Raw genomic sequence first — 16,102 nt, 5'->3', positions numbered from 1 at the left:
CGGTGGTGGACGCGCGCCCCCTGCCCTTTCGCCCCGCCACCCGCGACGATGTGCCCGCCGTCGTGGCCCTGCTGGCCGACGACGACCTGGGCCGCGCGCGCGAAGGGGGCGACCTTGCCCCCTATCTGGCGGCGTTCGACGCCATGGCGGCCGAGCCGGGCAACACGCTGTTCGTGGCCGAGGCGGACGGCCGGATCGTCGCCTGCTACCAGCTTGTGCTGATCTCTGGCCTGTCGCTGTCGGGCACCCGCCGGGCCGAGATCGAGGGTGTCCGCGTCGCCGCCGACCGTCGCGGGCAGGGCCTGGGCGCGCAGCTGATCGCCGATGCCGAGGCGCGCGCGCGTGCCGCCGGCTGCGGGCTGATCCAGCTTACGACCAATGCCGCGCGCGAGAACGCGGCGCGGTTCTATCGGCGGCTTGGGTTTACCCCTTCGCACATCGGATTTAAGAAACCTCTCTGACGGGCCGCCCCGGCCCTTGCGAGGACAGCCGATGGCCGACGACCTGATCAACAGCTTCATGACCGGCCCGGACGAGCAAGGCCGCTTCGGCATCTTCGGCGGGCGTTTTGTCAGCGAGACGCTGATGCCGCTGATCCTGGCGTTGCAGGCCGAATACGAACGCGCCAAGACCGATCCCGCCTTCAAGGCCGAGATGGACGACCTGTGGACGCATTACGTCGGCCGGCCCTCGCCGCTCTACAAGGCCGAGCGGCTGACCGAACGGCTGGGCGGCGCGACCGTCTACATGAAGCGCGACGAGCTGAACCACACCGGCAGCCACAAGATCAACAACGTGCTGGGCCAGATCCTGCTGGCGCGCCGCATGGGCAAGACCCGCATCATCGCGGAAACCGGCGCGGGCCAGCACGGCGTGGCCACCGCCACCGTCTGCGCGCGCTTCGGGTTGAAATGCGTGGTCTACATGGGCGCCCATGACGTGGAACGCCAGCAGCCCAACGTCTTCCGCATGCGCCTGCTGGGGGCCGAGGTGATCCCCGTCCGATCCGGCCGCGGCACGCTGAAGGACGCGATGAACGACGCCCTGCGCGACTGGGTGACGAACGTGCGCGACACGTTCTATTGCATCGGCACGGTCGCGGGACCGCATCCCTATCCCGCCATGGTGCGCGATTTCCAGTCGATCATCGGGCGCGAGACCAAGGCCCAGATCATGGACCGCGAAGGCCGCCTGCCCGACACGATCATCGCCGCGATCGGGGGCGGGTCGAACGCGATGGGGCTGTTCCACCCGTTCCTGGACGATCGTTCCGTTCGGATCATCGGGGTCGAGGCGGGCGGCAAGGGCGTGGACGAGACGATGCAGCACTGCGCGTCCCTGACCGGGGGGCGCCCCGGCGTCCTGCACGGCAACCGCACCTTCCTGTTGCAGGACGACGAGGGGCAGATCCTGGAAGGCAGCTCGATCAGCGCCGGGCTGGATTATCCCGGCATCGGGCCGGAACACGCCTGGCTCAAGGATGTGGGCCGGGCGGATTACGTCAGCATCACCGATGCCGAGGCGCTGGCGGCCTTTACCCTGTGCTGCGAGACAGAAGGGATCATCCCCGCGCTGGAACCCGCTCATGCGCTGGCCCATGTCGCCAAGATCGCGCCTGCCCTGCCGCCCGAGCATCTGATCGTGATGAACATGTGCGGGCGCGGCGACAAGGACATCTTCACCGTTGCCCGCCACCTGGGCGTCGAGATCGACGCCTGAACGGCCGCGAGGGACGATGCCGCAGGGGCGGCGCGGGATGAACCGCGCCGCCCCGCGTGCGTTGGACCGTGACTGTCCGTTACAGGAGGCGATCCGATGACGATGCTGACCAGGGCCGCACTGGCATTGCTGTTGACCGCGGGGACTGCCGCGGCCCAGGGGACGGCGGCGACCGCGGACCCGGGCTCTCCGGCGGCCGTTGCGCTTGCGGGGGCGCCGGTCCCCACGCTCGAGCAGATGGCCAACAACGAGGCCGTCGCGGGGCTGCTGCTGGCGCAGGGTTTCCGCGACGTCGAGATCGACCGTGACGGCGTGCTGATGACGGTGACGGCCCAGCGCGACGGGGTGCCGGTCGAGCTGGTGTACAACACCTCGACCGGCCGCCTGATCGAGCAGGACGGCCGCACCATCCTGAGCCCCGAAGACCTGGAGGATCGCGGAGGATCGACCGGAGCCGGGACGGGCGAGATGGACGACGACGGCGAGGCCGGTGAGGAGGCCGCGGGTCAGGACGGCAGCGCGGACGACGCCACAGGCGAGGAGGGGATGGACGGCGAGGACGGCGCCGCAGAGGGCAGCGAGGACGGCGCTGCAGAGGGCGACGGGGACGCCGGGGAAAGCAGCGACGGCTGACCGCGCCCCCGGGAACCCTGGCCCGGACCGACACCACGCGGCGCCCCGCCGCCACAAGGCAGGGCCGCCGCTGCCCGCAGGGCGCGGCCTCGTCCTGCGCCATGGACGGGCGGCGATATCGATGGCAAACCCGGCCTCGATGCCGCTCGGCAAGGCGCGGCGCATGGGTCACGCAGCCGGGCGCCGACCACGCCGCAAGGGGCATGGCCGCTGCGGGCCGTCCTGTCAGGACGTGGCGTGGGCGCGCAACAGTTCCAGGGGCACGATCTCGGTCGCGCGGGCATGCGTGGCGTCCAGCACCACCTGGGGGGCCGCGAACTCCTGCGCGGCCTGCAGGAACCGGCCGGCGCACAGGCACCAGCGGTCGCCCGGCTTCAAACCGGCAAAGCCATACTCCGGTCGCGGCGTGGACAGGTCGTTGCCCAGATACTTCGACAGCGCCAGGAACTCGGCCGTGACGATGACGCAGACCGTGTGGCTGCCGCGATCGGCGGGCCCCGTGTCGCAGCAGCCGTTGCGATAGAACCCCGTCAGCGGTTGGGTCGAACAGGGTTGAAGCCGTCCTCCCAGCACGTTCAGCGAAGCATCCATCCGCGTCTCCTATCGGAACCGATCGCGCAGCGCCCCAAGCGCGTCGCCCGCAGATCCTGCGGCAGGCTGCGGGTCGGGCGCAAGCCCCGCGGGGGGCCGCGCAGGCTGCGGGGCGGACGGGCGCGGGGCGGCCCGGGGCGCGGCGGCGCTGCCCGTCCGCGCGGCAAGCGCGCTGCCGAACCGGCCATCGTCGCCTGCCGCCAGCGCCGGCGCGCCGTCAGAGATGCCGCGCAGCAGGTCGTCCAGCATCCCCGCCTCGGCCTTGGCGAAATCCGACAGCACATGGCCGGTCACGCGGTCCTTGTGCCCGGGGTGGCCGATGCCGATCCGCAGCCTGCGATAGCCCTCGCCCACGTGCTGGTGGATCGAGCGCAGGCCGTTGTGCCCCGCATGCCCGCCCCCGGTCTTGACCCGGCAGCGGCCCGGCGGCAGGTCCAGTTCGTCGTGCAGCACGATCACCTCGGCCGGCGTCAGCTTGAGATAGCGCATCGCCTCGCCGACGGACTGGCCCGACAGGTTCATGAAGGTCTGCGGTTTCAGCAGCGTCACCCGCGCCTCGCCCAGCCGCCCCTCGGCGGCCAGCCCCTGGAACCGCGCCCGCCAGGGCGAGAACCCGTGGTCGGCCGCGATCCGGTCCAGCGCCATGAACCCGATGTTGTGGCGGTTGGCCGCGTACTGCGCCCCCGGATTGCCCAGCCCGACCATCAGCAGCATCGCCGGTCCCCTTGCATTCTAGCCATCCCTTGCGGCGGACCTCGCCCGTAACTAAGACTCTGTCAACCTTTCGCCCCTAGACCGGGTCGCATCACACGACCGGCGACCGAGAATCACAGATGGGGCAAAGTGGCAAATACGACAGGGGCGCAGATGCACGATCCGGCAGAATTCTACATGAACAACCTTGTCCCGATGGTCGTCGAACAGACCAGCCGGGGCGAGCGCGCCTATGACATCTTCTCGCGCCTGCTCAAGGAACGGATCATCTTCCTGTCCGGGCCGGTGCATGACGGCACCGCCACGCTGGTCTGCGCGCAGCTGCTGTTCCTCGAGGCGGAAAACCCGTCCAAGGACATCAGCATGTACATCAACAGCCCCGGCGGCGTCGTGACGGCGGGCCTGTCGATCTATGACACGATGCAGTACATCCGGCCGCGCATCTCGACACTGGTGGTCGGACAGGCGGCCTCGATGGGATCGCTGCTGCTGGCGGCCGGTGAAAAGGGACATCGCCACTCCCTGCCCAACAGCCGGATCATGGTCCACCAGCCCTCGGGGGGGTTCCAGGGACAGGCCACCGACATCCTGATCCACGCGCGCGAGACGGAAAAGCTCAAGCGGCGCCTGAACGAGATCTATGTCCATCACACCGGCCGCACCCTGGCCGAGGTCGAGGAGGCGCTGGAGCGCGACCGCTTCATGTCACCGGACGAGGCGCGCGACTGGGGGCTGATCGACCAGATCCTCGAGCCGCGCGGCAAGGCCGTGCCGGAAAGCTGACCTGCCCGCGGGCCTTGTATCCGGGGCAACCGGGTCACATTTCCGATTGTGACCCCCGACCGCCGCCTTTACGATGGGCGGAACCATGATGGCGTGCCCGGCCCGGCCGGACTCGCCTGCCGATCGCCCCGGTCCCCCGCGATACGGGATGGCGCGACCAGAACAGGCAAGGAAACGACGATGGCCAATCAGCCCGGCAGCGACAGCAAGAACACGCTCTATTGCAGCTTTTGCGGCAAGAGCCAGCACGAGGTGCGCAAGCTGATCGCCGGACCGACCGTGTTCATCTGCGACGAGTGCGTCGAGCTGTGCATGGACATCATCCGCGAGGAGACCAAGTCGTCGGGGCTGAAGTCCGGCGACGGCGTGCCCACGCCGCGCGAGATCATGGCGGTCCTGGACGATTACGTGATCGGGCAGGAGCATGCCAAGCGCGTGCTGTCGGTCGCGGTCCACAACCATTACAAGCGGCTGAACCACAGCGCGAAATCCGACATCGAGCTCGCCAAGTCGAACATCCTGCTGATCGGCCCGACCGGCTGCGGCAAGACGCTGCTGGCGCAGACGCTGGCGCGCATCCTGGACGTGCCCTTCACCATGGCGGACGCCACCACGCTGACCGAGGCCGGCTATGTCGGCGAGGATGTCGAGAACATCATCCTGAAGCTCTTGCAGGCCAGCGAATACAACGTCGAGCGCGCCCAGCGCGGCATCGTCTACATCGACGAGGTCGACAAGATCACGCGCAAGTCCGACAACCCCTCGATCACCCGCGACGTGTCCGGCGAGGGCGTGCAGCAGGCGCTGCTGAAGATCATGGAAGGGACGGTCGCCTCCGTTCCGCCGCAGGGCGGCCGCAAGCATCCCCAGCAGGAATTCCTGCAGGTGGACACGACCAACATCCTGTTCATCTGCGGCGGCGCCTTCGCCGGTCTTGAACGCATCATCGCCCAGCGCAACAAGGGCACGGCGATGGGCTTTGGCGCGACGGTCAAGGACAACGACGACCGCGGCGTGGGCGAGATGTTCAAGCAGCTCGAACCCGAGGACCTGCTGAAGTTCGGCCTGATCCCCGAGTTCGTCGGCCGCCTGCCGGTCATCGCGACCCTGACCGACCTGGACGAAGAGGCGCTGATCACCATCCTGACCCAGCCCAAGAACGCGCTGGTCAAGCAGTACCAGCGGCTGTTCGATCTGGAGGACGTCAAGCTGTCCTTCACCGAGGACGCGCTGAAGGCGATCGCGCGGCGCGCCATCAAGCGCAAGACCGGCGCCCGTGGCCTGCGGTCCATCATGGAGGACATCCTGCTGGACAGCATGTTCGAACTGCCGGGCCTCGACAGCGTGACCGAGGTGGTCGTGAACGAGGAAGCCGTGGACAACCCCGCCGCCAAGCCCCTGCAGATCCATGCCGATCACAAGAAAGAGCCGGCCGTCGCGGGCTGAACGGGCGCCGCGATCGCACCACAGGACAAAGGGCCTGCCCATCGTGGCAGGCCCTTTCTGTTGAAACCGCTGCCACACAACATGGTACAGCGAGGCCCCCCTGCCCGCCCTTCAGCCTGCCGGCCCGCCTGTTGGCGGCGGACGTCCCGCAGTCTGGCAGGGCACCCCGCTCCGCCAGCCACCCTGCGCCCGGTCTGCTGGCGCCCGCGGTCGCCACCGGCCCGCAGGGCAGAAAAAAACCGGCCCTGAGGCCGGTCTTTCCTGTTTTTCTGTCCGTGGCCTCAGGCGCCCTTCAGCGTGTTGGCGACCTCGGCGGCGAAGTCCTCTTCCTTCTTCTCGATGCCCTCGCCGACGGCCACGCGGGCAAAGCCCAGCACTTCGACGCCGGCGTCCTTGGCCGCCTGGGCCACGGTCAGATCCGGGTTGATGACGAACTTCTGCCCCAGCAGCGTCACCTCCTCGAAGAACTTGGCCATCCGGCCGACGATCATCTTTTCGATGACCGCGTCGGGCTTGCCCGATTCGCGCGCCTGCTCGGTCAGGACCGCCTTCTCGCGCTCGATCAGCGCCGGGTCCAGGTCAGCCTGCGACAGCGACGCGGGCGAGGTCGCGGCGATGTGCATGGCGATCTGGCGCCCGATCTCGGCCGCGTTGTCGCCCTTGAGCGCGACCAGCACGCCGATCTTGCCCATGCCCTCGGCCGCAGCGTTGTGCACATAGCTGACCACCGTGTCGCCGGTCACGCGGACCATGCGACGCAGGGTCATGTTCTCGCCGATCTTGGCGATCGCATCGGTCAGCACGCCGCTGACCGGCTTGCCGTTCACCGCCACGTCGTTCAGCGCCTCGACCGATTCGACCTGCAGCGCGGCCTGCGCGATCGCGCGGACCATCGACTGGAACTCCTCGTTCTTGGCCACAAAGTCGGTTTCCGAGTTCACCTCGACCGCGACGCCCACGCCATCGCGCACGGCGACGCCGATCAGGCCCTCGGCGGCGATCCGGCCGGATTTCTTGGCCGCCTTGGCCAGACCCTTGGTCCGCAGCCAGTCGATCGCGGCTTCCATGTCGCCGTCGGTTTCGGTCAGCGCCTTCTTGGCGTCCATCATGCCGGCGCCGGTGGTTTCGCGCAGGTCTTTCACCATCGCTGCGGTGATCGCCATGGTCCTCTCCTTTTCAATGCGACAGGCGGGGATGATCCCCGCCTGATGAATGGTCGATGATCTGCAGGGATCAGGCGTCGACAGCGGCGGCCTGTTCGCCCGCGGCGGCCGCGGCTTCACCCACGTCCAGGTCGTCCAGGTCCTCGGCCGGGGCGTCGCTCAGCGCGCCCAGATCGACGCCGGCGGCGCCCATCTGCGCCGACATGCCGTCCAGCGCGGCGCGGGCGACCAGGTCGCAGTACATCGCGATGGCGCGCGCCGCGTCGTCGTTGCCCGGGATCACATAGTCGATGCCCTTGGGCGAGCAGTTCGTGTCGACGACGGCCACCACCGGGATGCCCAGCTTGTTGGCCTCGAGGACCGCAAGGTCCTCCTTGTTGACGTCGATGACGAACAGCAGGTCCGGCAGGCCGCCCATCTCGCGGATGCCGCCCAGGCTGGCCTGCAGCTTGGCCTGCTCACGCTCCATCCCCAGGCGCTCTTTCTTGGTCAGGCCCTCGGCGCCCGAGGCCATGGCCTCGTCGATCTGCTTCAGGCGCTGGATCGACTGGCTGACCGTCTTCCAGTTGGTCAGCGTGCCGCCCAGCCAGCGGTGGTTCATGTAGAACTGCGCGGATTTTTCCGCCGCATCGGCCACCGCCTTCTGTGCCTGGCGCTTGGTGCCGACGAACAGCACACGGCCGCCCTTGGCGACGGTGTCGCGAATCACCGTCAGCGCCGCGTCCAGCATGGGGACGGTCTGCGTCAGGTCGATGATGTGGATGCCGTTGCGGTCGCCATAGATGAACTCCGCCATGCGCGGGTTCCAGCGTTGCGTCTGGTGACCATAGTGAACGCCAGCCTCAAGAAGCTGCCGCATCGAGAAATCAGGAAGCGCCATGTCCATGTCCTTTCCGGTTTGCGCCTCGGCAAGGGATTCAGGGCCCCTGCCGGGAACCCCAACCGGTGGACCGCGACGGATGTCTCCCGCCGGCAGCCCGCCCTTGCCTGTGAAGTGGGGGTGCCTTAGTCGGAAAGCCGCCCGAAGGCAAGCCTGTCCACGACCCTCCGGGGTATGGCGTCTGCGTTTCCCGGTTGTCCGGGACCGGGCCCGGGGACAAGGGGCATTGCGGCCCAACGACTGTTCCCTTATTCAGGTCCGCGCGGCACCCGTAGCTCAGCTGGATAGAGCGCTGCCCTCCGAAGGCAGAGGTCACAGGTTCGAATCCTGTCGGGTGCGCCAATCACCTCGGCGCAAGCGTCCTCCGACCCGTTCACACGGGTTGCCTTTCCCGGTTCAAGCTGCCTGCGACGCCGTCCGTCTCTCCTTTGTGCCATACCGCCTGCGACACTGCCGGCACACATGGGCGAGGCGGGAGAGGGCGCACCCGATCAGCGCGAGACGTGGGGTCCAGGCGGGCGATCGGGCGGGCGCGCAAGGCAATCCGTCCCGCCTCCTGAGGCCGCTTCCGCGGCGGGTTCGCGCGCCCCCCCTTGACGCGGGTGCCAGGTGGAAAAGCTCAGCCGCCTGTTGCTCGCCGGCTTGGCCGAACGGCAGCAGCCACGGCCTGATCGGCTGTTCCTGCTGTGCGTCCCCACGGGCTGGCCGAGCGGATCGAGAATCGCCGCTGCCGCCCCGCATGCCCCCCACCCCTCACCCCTCGGCGTCCCCGCAAACCGGACGTGACGGAGCAAGGTGCGGCGTTGAGCTGCCGCCGGGCGTGGCCGCGCGGCCCAGCCGGCGCATCATCCGGGCCTGCCATCACGCGGACCGCGACGCCGGTCGAGCCAGTCGGCCAGCCGGGCGAGGAGCGACGACAAGGGCCGCCGCAGACACGCAAGATCCTGCGCCAGCAGCAGCAAGCCCAGGGGCACCATCCAGAACCCCAGAAGGGGCAGGACCCCGAGCACCCCGGCCAGGATCAGCACGATCCCCGCAGGAATGCGAAAGGGGCGGGACGACGGCTTGCGCGCCCAGAGGACCATCCGCACGGCCGCTGCGGGCAAATGCCCTTCCAGCCGCCTGAACTGACGGTCAAGGTCGTCCGCGTCCCGCCTAGCCATGGCTCGTCCCCGTGATGACGGCATTTCCCCTGCTCTCCTGCCAACGTCCCGGGGCGCGAGCGGTTCGGCCGGCCCTTTGCGTCCTTGCCCTTACCACGTCACCATGCGGTCCCCAGCGACGGCATCGCCGCTTCGGCATCCCCCCCTGCACAAAGCCCCGGCACCCCTGGGCTATTCTGTCCGACCGAACCCCGAGTTCCACATTCGCCGTCTGGATCGAACAGAACCGCACCCTCATCTTGGTGGGGACAGAACGGATGGCAGGCGCATGCCCTGCCGAGAGCAAGAGGACACCATCATGGACAAACCCCGCATCGCCATCATCATCGGATCGACCCGGCAGGCCCGGTTCGCCGACAAGCCCGCCGCCTGGCTGCTGGAACAGGCCAGCAAGCGCGAGGACATGACCTTTGAACTGGTCGATCTACGCAATTTTGACCTGCCGCTGTTCGACGAGGTCGCCTCGAACGCCTGGGTGCCGTCGCAGGACCCGCGCGCCGTCGCCTGGCAGAACACGATCGGCACGTTCGACGGCTATGTCTTCGTAACGGCGGAATACAACCACTCCATCACCGGCGCGCTGAAGAACGCGCTGGACCAGGCCTATACGGAGTGGGCGCGCAAGCCGGCGGCGGCCATGGGCTATGGCGGGGTCGGCGCGGCCCGTGCCATCGAGCATCTGCGCGGTATCGTTGTCGAGTTGCAGATGGTGCCGCTTCGCAATGCCGTTCACCTGGGGGGCGGCGAGTTCTTCAAGGTCAGCCCGCTGGGCCAGAATGGCGCGATGTCCGAGGTTGAGGCCGTCCTTCAGCCCTCGCTGAACGCGATGCTGGACGAACTGGCCTGGTGGGCCAACGCCACCCGTGCCGCCCGCCAGCAGCCGGCCGCGGCCGCCTGACGCATCAGGCCGACCCCGCAGCCGCCCGGCACGTCACGTGCGGGGCGGCTGCGGACAGGTCAGCCGAACAGTTCGCGGCAGAATTCCAGCCCATCGACCAGCGCATCGACCTCGGCGCGGGTGTTGTACATCGCAAAGCTGGCCCGCGCCGTCGCGGGCAGGCCGTAATGCTGCATCAACGGCATGGCGCAATGCGTGCCCGCCCGCACGGCGATCCCGCGCTTGTCCAGGATGGTCGAGATGTCATGGGCGTGCGCGCCCGGCATGGTCAGCGAAAAGATCGCACCCTTGCCCGGCGCATCACCCTGCACCGACAGCCAGTTCAGCCCCGACAGCCGTGCGCGGGCATGGTCGCGCAGGTCGCGTTCATGGGCCGCGATGGCGTCCATTCCCAGGCCCATCAGGTATTCCAGCGCCACGCCCAGGCCGATCTGGTTGACAATGCCGGGGGTCCCGGCCTCGAACCGCAAGGGCGGGTCGGCATAGGTGACGCTGTCGCGCGTCACCTCGCGGATCATGTCGCCGCCGCCCATGAAGGGGCGCATCTCGGCCTGACGCTCGCGGGCGATCCAGATCGCGCCCGAGCCGGAGGGGCCATACAGCTTGTGTCCCGTGATGCAGAAGAAATCGCAGCCCAGCGCCGCCACGTCGATGGGCATGTGTACAGCCGACTGGCTGCCATCGACCAGCACCGGCACGTCGGTCCCGGCCGCAATGGCAGCCACGTCCACCACCGTGCCGGTGACGTTCGACATCTGGGTGACCGCGATCAGCCGGGTGCGTGGCCCCACCGCCGCCAGCATCTTTTCGGCGGGCAGGCTGCCGTCCGGCTCGGGTTCGACCCAGCGCAGCGCCACGCCCTGCCGTTCGCGCAGGAAATGCCAGGGCACGATGTTGGCATGGTGTTCCAGCACCGACAGCAGGATCTCGTCGCCCGGTCCCAGGCGCGGCGCGGCCCAGCCGTGGCTGACAAGGTTGATCCCCTCGGTCGAGCCCGAGGTGAAGATCACCTCGTCCTCATGCGGGGCATTCAGAAAGCGCGCGATGATGCCGCGCACGCGTTCGTACTTCTCGGTCGCGAGGTTCGACAGGAAATGCAGCCCGCGATGGACGTTGGCGTATTCCGCGCCATAGGCGTTGGCGATGGCGTCGATCACCACCTGCGGCTTTTGCGCGCTGGCCCCGTTGTCCAGATAGACCAGCGGCCGCCCGTTGACCTGCCGCGACAGGATCGGGAAATCGGCGCGAACGCGTTCGACGTCAAAGCTCATACCGGCACCTCGGGCAGCAGTCCCAGCGTCGCCGCCAGGATGGACAACATGAAGCCGGTGACCATCACCGTGCCCATGATGCCCAGAACGACCAGCAGCGGGTTTCGAAAGCCGTGCAGCTCCATCGTGAACAGGACCACCAGCACGGTCGCCAGCACCAGCGACCCGATCCCGATCAGCCCGGCCAGAGGCGGCAGGACCAGCATCGTCGCCAGCTGCAGCGCCTGGAACGCAACCATCATCGTCTCGATCCAGCCGACCGCCAGCAGCGCGTCGGCAAAGCCGCCGGTGCCGCGGAAGACGCGCCCGACCTCGGCCAGCAGATACGCGGCCAGCGCCGCCGAGGCGACCTGCGTCGCGGCCATGGCCCAGGGCGTGACGGACAGCACATGCAGCACGTCCGCCGGGGCGTCGGCCGGCACGGGGATCAGCAGCGTTCCCAGAAACGACAGCACGGCCGAGGCGGCGGCGGCCATCACCACCAGGCCCCAGCGCGCCGACAGGGGCAGCGCCAGCCCGCGCAGCCGCGCAAAGGCGCGCCGCGGCTCGCGCAGCGTCAGGGTCATCAGGCCGATCATGAGAGGCGCCGCCGATCCGGCCTGCGCGCCAGCGCGGCCAGTCCCGTGCCCCAGAACAGCACAAAGGCCAGGCCGCTGACGACGTGGACCAGCGTCAGCCCCGGCCCCGGGCCGATCAGCCCGCCCACCAGCCCCGCCAGCAGCATGGCCGGCGCGGTCGCCGCCAGCGCCCAGATCAGCGCCAGCCGCGAGTCGGCCCCGCCCAAGCGCAGGCCCAGCACCCGCGCGACCAGCTGCACGATCCCCGCCACCGCCAGCACCAGCAGCGGCATCAGGAACAGGGTGGCCAGCAGCGCACCCGCCAGCCGCGCATTCAGCGGCACCGACGGGTCGATCTGCGCCACGCGCGCCAGCCCCGGCCATTGCGCGACGAAATAGACGGCCATGGTCCCGATCAGCAACGCCAGCATCGACGGCTCGGGCATGCCGCGCAGGCTTGCCACGGTCGCGCCTGGCGCGCGCCAGGTTGACAGGATGCGCGGGACCAGCGCCATCCTAGCCAACCGCCGCCGGGCGCGTGTTCAGCCAGTCTTCCAGACGCTCCGCGATGCGCTCGCGCAGGCCTTCGTCGTCGATCTCGGCCAGGGCGTCGGCCAGGAACGACAGCACCAGCAGCACCACCGCGCGTTCGCGCGGCACCCCGCGCGAACGCAGATAGAACAGCGCCGTCTCGTCGATCGCCCCGGTGGTCGATCCGTGGCTGCATTTCACGTCGTCGGCATAGATCTCCAGCTCGGGCTTGGCGAGGAACTGGCTCGCCTCGTCCAGCAGCAGCGCCTGGCTGATCTGGTAGCCGTCGGTCTTCTGCGCGCCGGGACGCACCAGGATCTTGCCCTGGAACACGCCCGTGGCGCCGTTCTTCAGCACCTTCTTGAAGACCTGCCGGCTTTCGCCGCGCAGACCTGCGTGGGTGATGAACACGGTGTCGTCGTGATGGACCTGCCGCCCGTCCCCCAGCATCGCACCCGCGACATGGGCCACGGCATCGTCTGCGGCCATGTCGATCACCGCCTCGGACCGCATGTGCGCGCCATCGACCGACAGCGAAAAGCTTTTCAGCAGCGCGCCCTCGCCCAGCCGGGCGAACAGATGCGTCAGGCTGACGCGCGGATGGCCGGCGCGCAGGGCGGCGATGTGGTGCAGCCGCGCGCCGGTGGCCAGGTCCGCCTCGATCACCAGGTTGCCGCGCGCGCCGACCAGGCCGCTTTCCAGCAGGGTCAGCTCGGCCCCCGGGTCCAGCCGCAGGACATGGTGGCACACGACGTCGGCCGCCGCATCGGCGCGGCGGTACAGGATCTGCACCGGCTTTGCGGCGCGGCCCGTGACATGGATCACCACGCCGTCGGTCGCCGCCGCCGTGTTCAGCGCCGCAAAGGGCCGCGGTACCGGCGACTGCCCGGCGGCTTCCAGCCGGCCATAGGCCCCGGCGATCCAATGGCCGGCCTCGGCCTGCGCCTGCGACAGCGGCAGGATGCTGATGCCCGACAGCGTCAGGTCGTCCGACGCGGCGGCATCGAAGCGCCCGTCCAGAAACACGATCCGCAGGCGGTCCACATCCGAAAACAGCGGCGGGTCGCCCGCGGCAGGGTCAACCGCCTGCGCCGCAACCGTCGCGTCGGTGAAGGGGGCGGGGTCGGTATAGCGCCAGTATTCGTCGCGCGGGCGCGGCAGGCCCATGGCGCGCAGCCGCGCCAGCGCGTCGGCGCGCGCAGCCGTGGTGGCGCCGCCCTGGGGCAGCGTGCCCAGCCGCATGGACAGGGGATCGGGGGCGCCCTGCCCCCCGACCGAGGGCGTCATGATGTCGAGCACGGCGCTGTCAGGCATCAGCGACCTCGGCAAGGATATCGGCGTAGCCGTTCTGCTCGACCTCGAGCGCCAGTTCCGGCCCGCCCGATTTCACGATGCGGCCCTCGGCCATGATGTGCACCACGTCCGGGCGGATGTGATCCAGCAGGCGCTGATAGTGCGTGATGACCAGGAACGCGCGCTCGGGCGAACGCAGCGCGTTCACGCCATCCGCCACCAGCCGCATCGCGTCCACGTCCAGACCCGAGTCGGTCTCGTCCAGGATGCACATCGTCGGCTCCAGCATGGCCATCTGCAGGATCTCGTTGCGCTTCTTCTCGCCGCCCGAAAAGCCCACGTTCACGGGGCGCTTCAGCATCTCGGCGTCGATATCCAGCGCCTTGGCCTTTTCGCGCACCAGCTTGAGGAACTCGCCCGCAGACAGTTCGGCCTCGCCGCGCGCCTTGCGCTGCGCGTTCACCGCGGTCCGCAGGAAGGTCATGTTGCCGACGCCCGGAATCTCGACCGGATACTGGAACGCCAGGAACAGGCCGGCAGCGGCGCGGGCCTCGGGTTCCATCGCCAGCAGGTCCTGACCGTTCAGCGTGGCCGTCCCCTGGGTCACGACATAGCCGTCGCGCCCCGCCAGAACATACGAGGTCGTGGATTTCCCCGACCCGTTCGGTCCCATGATCGCATGAACCTCGCCCGCCGGGACCCTCAGGGTGACGCCCTTGAGGATCTGCTTGTCCTCGTCTTCCAGCTTGACATGCAGGTCGTGGATTTCCAGCATCATCGTTCCTTTTTCGTCAGCGCCGGCCCGCGGCGGGACGGTCTTGTCAGAGGTGCCGGCACCGGGCGCGGCAGCATCGGGGTGCGGCCAGGCCCGGCCGGATCGGCATGGCCCGCGCGCAGGCAACGCGCCGCGCGCAGGTTCGTTGCGCCGGGGTCAGCCGACGCTGCCTTCCAGGCTGATCGCGACCAGGCTCTGGGCCTCCATCGCGAACTCCATCGGCAGGGCCTGCAGCACATCGCGGCAGAAACCGTTGACGACCAAGGCCACGGCCTCCTCCTCGTCCATGCCGCGGGCGCGGCAGTAGAACAGCTGGTCCTCGTCCACCTTGGACGTGGTCGCCTCGTGTTCCACGCGCGACGAGGTGTTCTTGACCTCGATATAGGGCACCGTGTGGGCCCCGCACTTGTCGCCGATCAGCAGGCTGTCGCACTGGGTATAGTTGCGGCTGTTCGTGGCGCGCGGGTGCATCGTCACCAGCCCGCGATAGGTGTTCTGCGCGCGGCCTGCCGAGATGCCCTTGGACACGATGCGCGACCGGGTGTTCTTGCCGAGATGGATCATCTTGGTCCCGGTGTCCGCCTGCTGGGCGTTGTTCGTGATCGCGATCGAATAGAACTCGCCCTGCGACTCATCGCCCCGCAGGATGCAGGACGGGTATTTCCACGTGATCGCGGAGCCGGTTTCGACCTGCGTCCACATGACCTTGGCGCGGGCCTCGCGGCAGTCGGCGCGCTTGGTGACAAAGTTGTAGATGCCGCCCCGGCCCTGCTCGTCGCCCGGATACCAGTTCTGGACGGTGGAATACTTGACCTCGGCATCCTCCAGCACGACGATCTCGACCACCGCCGCGTGCAACTGGGCCACGTCGCGCTTGGGCGCGGTGCAGCCTTCCAGATAGCTGACGTAGGACCCCTTGTCGGCGATGATCAGCGTGCGCTCGAACTGGCCGGTGTTTTCCGCATTGATGCGGAAATAGGTGGACAGCTCCATCGGGCAGCGCACGCCCGGCGGGATGTAGACGAACGAGCCGTCCGAGAACACCGCGCTGTTCAGCGTGGCGAAGTAGTTGTCGCTTTGGGGAACGACCGAGCCGAGGTACTTGCGCACCAGCTCCGGGTGGTTGCGGATCGCCTCGCTGATCGAGCAGAAGATCACGCCCGCCCTGGCCAGTTCGGCCTGGAACGTCGTGCCCACGCTGACGCTGTCGAACACCGCGTCCACGGCGACGCGGCGCCCTTCGGCCGGGGTGCCGACCGCCCCCTCGATCCCGGCAAGGATCGCCTGCTCCCTCAGCGGGATGCCCAGCTTTTCGTAGGTCGCCAGCAGCTTGGGATCGACCTCGTCCAGCGACTTGGGCTTGACCGCCATGCTTTTCGGGCGCGCATAGTAATACTGGTCCTGATAGTCGATCTCGGGATAGTTCAGCATCGCCCAGCGCGGCTCGGCCATCGTCTGCCAGCGGCGGAACGCGGCCAGCCGCCATTCCGTCATCCACTCCGGCTCCTCGTTGCGCTGTGAAATCAGCCGCACGATGTCCTCGGACACGCCCTTGGGCGCATAGTCCATCTCGATCTCGGTGTCCCAGCCGTATTTGTAGGACCCCATGCTGGCGACGGTTTCGATCGTCTCGCGGTCGACGCCTTCGCGCACCTCAAGTTCGGGCATGTCCAACGCGGCCATCG

17 protein-coding genes and 1 tRNA gene are annotated in these 16,102 nt (G+C 68.6%); 7 read left to right on the top strand and 11 right to left on the bottom strand.

The genetic code is table 11. The annotated features are described in order from the left end of the window. Positions 1–5: 5 nt before the first annotated feature. From DPQ23_RS07180 to DPQ23_RS07170, 3 genes are all read left to right on the top strand, one after another. Entirely contained in the window at positions 6–461 is a 456-nt protein-coding gene (locus tag DPQ23_RS07180; RefSeq protein WP_112874119.1) for a GNAT family N-acetyltransferase, read from the top strand. A 31-nt stretch (positions 462–492) separates the two neighbouring features. After that, complete coding sequence (gene trpB / locus DPQ23_RS07175; protein WP_112874016.1) at positions 493–1,719, top strand: tryptophan synthase subunit beta; 1,227 nt, start codon at positions 493–495, stop codon at positions 1,717–1,719. Positions 1,720–1,815: 96 nt separating this feature from the next. Next, positions 1,816–2,352, top strand: a complete 537-nt coding sequence (locus DPQ23_RS07170) for a hypothetical protein (RefSeq protein ID WP_112874015.1) — start codon at positions 1,816–1,818, stop codon at positions 2,350–2,352. Positions 2,353–2,577: 225 nt separating this feature from the next. Here the strand turns inward: DPQ23_RS07170 and DPQ23_RS07165 are convergent, their stop codons facing one another. Then, a complete protein-coding gene (locus DPQ23_RS07165; protein ID WP_112874014.1) occupies positions 2,578–2,943 on the bottom strand; it encodes a DUF2237 family protein in 366 nt (121 codons plus the stop codon). 9 nt (positions 2,944–2,952) lie between these two features. Further along, entirely contained in the window at positions 2,953–3,657 is a 705-nt protein-coding gene (gene pth, locus DPQ23_RS07160) for an aminoacyl-tRNA hydrolase (protein ID WP_112874013.1), read from the bottom strand. A 153-nt stretch (positions 3,658–3,810) separates the two neighbouring features. Here pth and DPQ23_RS07155 point away from each other — a divergent pair, with 153 nt between their 5' ends. Both DPQ23_RS07155 and clpX read left to right on the top strand, forming a co-directional pair. Then, a complete protein-coding gene (locus DPQ23_RS07155) occupies positions 3,811–4,440 on the top strand; it encodes an ATP-dependent Clp protease proteolytic subunit (RefSeq protein ID WP_112874012.1) in 630 nt (209 codons plus the stop codon). Between the two features lie 180 nt (positions 4,441–4,620). Next, entirely contained in the window at positions 4,621–5,886 is a 1,266-nt protein-coding gene (clpX, locus tag DPQ23_RS07150) for an ATP-dependent Clp protease ATP-binding subunit ClpX (RefSeq protein WP_112874011.1), read from the top strand. Positions 5,887–6,167: 281 nt separating this feature from the next. On the opposite strand, the gene tsf is transcribed toward clpX, so the two are convergent. Then, positions 6,168–7,049 (bottom strand): translation elongation factor Ts, encoded by an 882-nt coding sequence (tsf, locus tag DPQ23_RS07145; RefSeq protein ID WP_112874010.1) that lies wholly within the window; start codon positions 7,047–7,049, stop codon positions 6,168–6,170. A gap of 70 nt (positions 7,050–7,119) precedes the next feature. Next, entirely contained in the window at positions 7,120–7,935 is an 816-nt protein-coding gene (gene rpsB / locus DPQ23_RS07140) for a 30S ribosomal protein S2 (protein WP_240602543.1), read from the bottom strand. 259 nt (positions 7,936–8,194) lie between these two features. On the opposite strand from rpsB, the gene DPQ23_RS07135 reads away from it, so the two are divergent. Beyond that, positions 8,195–8,271, top strand: a tRNA-Arg gene (locus DPQ23_RS07135). 503 nt (positions 8,272–8,774) lie between these two features. On the opposite strand, the gene DPQ23_RS07130 is transcribed toward DPQ23_RS07135, so the two are convergent. Beyond that, positions 8,775–9,092 carry a hypothetical protein gene (locus DPQ23_RS07130; RefSeq protein WP_112874009.1) on the bottom strand — a complete coding sequence of 106 codons (318 nt, stop codon included), beginning with the start codon at positions 9,090–9,092 and terminating at the stop codon, positions 8,775–8,777. Positions 9,093–9,387: 295 nt separating this feature from the next. On the opposite strand from DPQ23_RS07130, the gene DPQ23_RS07125 reads away from it, so the two are divergent. Further along, positions 9,388–9,990 (top strand): NADPH-dependent FMN reductase, encoded by a 603-nt coding sequence (locus DPQ23_RS07125; protein ID WP_112874117.1) that lies wholly within the window; start codon positions 9,388–9,390, stop codon positions 9,988–9,990. Between the two features lie 59 nt (positions 9,991–10,049). Here DPQ23_RS07125 and DPQ23_RS07120 read toward each other — a convergent pair whose 3' ends face one another. From DPQ23_RS07120 to sufB, 6 genes are all read right to left on the bottom strand, one after another. Beyond that, positions 10,050–11,261 carry a cysteine desulfurase gene (locus DPQ23_RS07120; RefSeq protein WP_112874008.1) on the bottom strand — a complete coding sequence of 404 codons (1,212 nt, stop codon included), beginning with the start codon at positions 11,259–11,261 and terminating at the stop codon, positions 10,050–10,052. Continuing rightward, positions 11,258–11,827 (bottom strand): YIP1 family protein, encoded by a 570-nt coding sequence (locus DPQ23_RS07115; RefSeq protein WP_162630665.1) that lies wholly within the window; start codon positions 11,825–11,827, stop codon positions 11,258–11,260. The genes DPQ23_RS07120 and DPQ23_RS07115 overlap by 4 nt, the downstream gene beginning before the upstream one ends. Positions 11,828–11,835: 8 nt before the next feature. Continuing rightward, positions 11,836–12,333, bottom strand: a complete 498-nt coding sequence (locus tag DPQ23_RS07110; RefSeq protein ID WP_240602541.1) for a hypothetical protein — start codon at positions 12,331–12,333, stop codon at positions 11,836–11,838. 1 nt (position 12,334) lies between these two features. Next, a complete protein-coding gene (locus DPQ23_RS07105; protein WP_112874005.1) occupies positions 12,335–13,663 on the bottom strand; it encodes a SufB/SufD family protein in 1,329 nt (442 codons plus the stop codon). After that, positions 13,656–14,417: a Fe-S cluster assembly ATPase SufC gene (sufC, locus tag DPQ23_RS07100; protein WP_112874116.1), complete on the bottom strand. Its 762-nt coding sequence runs from the start codon at positions 14,415–14,417 to the stop codon at positions 13,656–13,658. The genes DPQ23_RS07105 and sufC overlap by 8 nt, the downstream gene beginning before the upstream one ends. Before the next feature lie 156 nt (positions 14,418–14,573). Continuing rightward, the gene (sufB, locus tag DPQ23_RS07095) at positions 14,574–16,100 is read right to left on the bottom strand and encodes a Fe-S cluster assembly protein SufB (RefSeq protein WP_112874004.1); all 1,527 of its coding nucleotides are present in this window, start codon (positions 16,098–16,100) and stop codon (positions 14,574–14,576) included. Positions 16,101–16,102 lie beyond the last annotated feature (2 nt).

It is taken from the genome of Paracoccus endophyticus (assembly GCF_003286075.1).
Lineage (GTDB): Bacteria > Pseudomonadota > Alphaproteobacteria > Rhodobacterales > Rhodobacteraceae > Paracoccus > Paracoccus endophyticus.
Note: the sequence above shows the minus strand (reverse complement) of the source record. Positions and strands in the feature narration are given on the sequence as shown.

Bases quoted from the DNA above. Each gene is read 5' to 3' on its own strand.
- trpB (WP_112874016.1), top strand. From the start codon at position 493: ATGGCCGACGACCTGATCAACAGCTTCATGACCGGCCCGGACGAGCAA.
- DPQ23_RS07170 (WP_112874015.1), top strand. From the start codon at position 1,816: ATGACGATGCTGACCAGGGCCGCACTGGCATTGCTGTTGACCGCGGGG.
- DPQ23_RS07165 (WP_112874014.1), bottom strand. From the start codon at position 2,943: ATGGATGCTTCGCTGAACGTGCTGGGAGGACGGCTTCAACCCTGTTCG.
- pth (WP_112874013.1), bottom strand. From the start codon at position 3,657: ATGCTGCTGATGGTCGGGCTGGGCAATCCGGGGGCGCAGTACGCGGCC.
- DPQ23_RS07155 (WP_112874012.1), top strand. From the start codon at position 3,811: ATGCACGATCCGGCAGAATTCTACATGAACAACCTTGTCCCGATGGTC.
- clpX (WP_112874011.1), top strand. From the start codon at position 4,621: ATGGCCAATCAGCCCGGCAGCGACAGCAAGAACACGCTCTATTGCAGC.
- tsf (WP_112874010.1), bottom strand. From the start codon at position 7,049: ATGGCGATCACCGCAGCGATGGTGAAAGACCTGCGCGAAACCACCGGC.
- rpsB (WP_240602543.1), bottom strand. From the start codon at position 7,935: ATGGACATGGCGCTTCCTGATTTCTCGATGCGGCAGCTTCTTGAGGCT.
- DPQ23_RS07130 (WP_112874009.1), bottom strand. From the start codon at position 9,092: ATGGCTAGGCGGGACGCGGACGACCTTGACCGTCAGTTCAGGCGGCTG.
- DPQ23_RS07120 (WP_112874008.1), bottom strand. From the start codon at position 11,261: ATGAGCTTTGACGTCGAACGCGTTCGCGCCGATTTCCCGATCCTGTCG.
- DPQ23_RS07115 (WP_162630665.1), bottom strand. From the start codon at position 11,827: ATGACCCTGACGCTGCGCGAGCCGCGGCGCGCCTTTGCGCGGCTGCGC.
- DPQ23_RS07110 (WP_240602541.1), bottom strand. From the start codon at position 12,333: ATGGCGCTGGTCCCGCGCATCCTGTCAACCTGGCGCGCGCCAGGCGCG.
- DPQ23_RS07105 (WP_112874005.1), bottom strand. From the start codon at position 13,663: ATGCCTGACAGCGCCGTGCTCGACATCATGACGCCCTCGGTCGGGGGG.
- sufC (WP_112874116.1), bottom strand. From the start codon at position 14,417: ATGCTGGAAATCCACGACCTGCATGTCAAGCTGGAAGACGAGGACAAG.
- sufB (WP_112874004.1), bottom strand. From the start codon at position 16,100: ATGGCCGCGTTGGACATGCCCGAACTTGAGGTGCGCGAAGGCGTCGAC.